1 pseudogene is annotated in these 581 nt (G+C 66.8%); it reads left to right on the top strand.

Annotated features, from left to right (window positions below):
- Positions 1-581: pseudogene (locus KVT32_RS28435) on the top strand (PepSY domain-containing protein); the annotation flags it as partial.

The raw sequence follows: 581 nt of genomic DNA on the forward strand, positions 1-581 counted from the left end.
GAACTTCGTCGGCGCCTGGCTGCACTGGCTCTACATGTTCCGCGATCGGCCGACCGATCCGGTATGGAGCTGGACGGTGATCGTGTTGTCTGGGATCGGCGTGGTCGCGGCCTTCACCGGCGCGCTGAACGGCATCTGGCGCTGGCGCTTTGCGGGCACGTACAAGAGCGGGTCGAAGTCGCCTTTCCGGGAAACTTACCTGCGCTGGCATCACATCCTCGGGCTGGTGTTCGGCACGGTGCTGCTGACCTGGATCTTCAGCGGCCTCATGTCGATGAATCCGCTTGGCGTCTTCGATGCCAAGGGGGCGCGGCCGGATGCAGGGGCGTACGAAGGCGGCAGCGTCGCTTCCGTGCGCCTGCCTGTGGACGTTCCGCAGGTGCTGGGAATGTTGTCGGCGCAAGGCTTCCGGACGGGCGAGCTGGAGTGGCGGGTGCTGGCTGGAGAACCGTATATCCTGGCGCGCGATAGTCGGGGAGACACGAGGCTGGTGCTGGCCGCAGCCGGCGTTTTGACTGTGCTGGAGCGCTGGCCCGAGCATCGCCTGGTCGAGGCGGCGCGGTGCCTGATGCCGGCGCCGA

It is taken from the genome of Achromobacter sp. GbtcB20 (assembly GCF_019091095.1).
GTDB lineage: Bacteria > Pseudomonadota > Gammaproteobacteria > Burkholderiales > Burkholderiaceae_B > Achromobacter > Achromobacter mucicolens.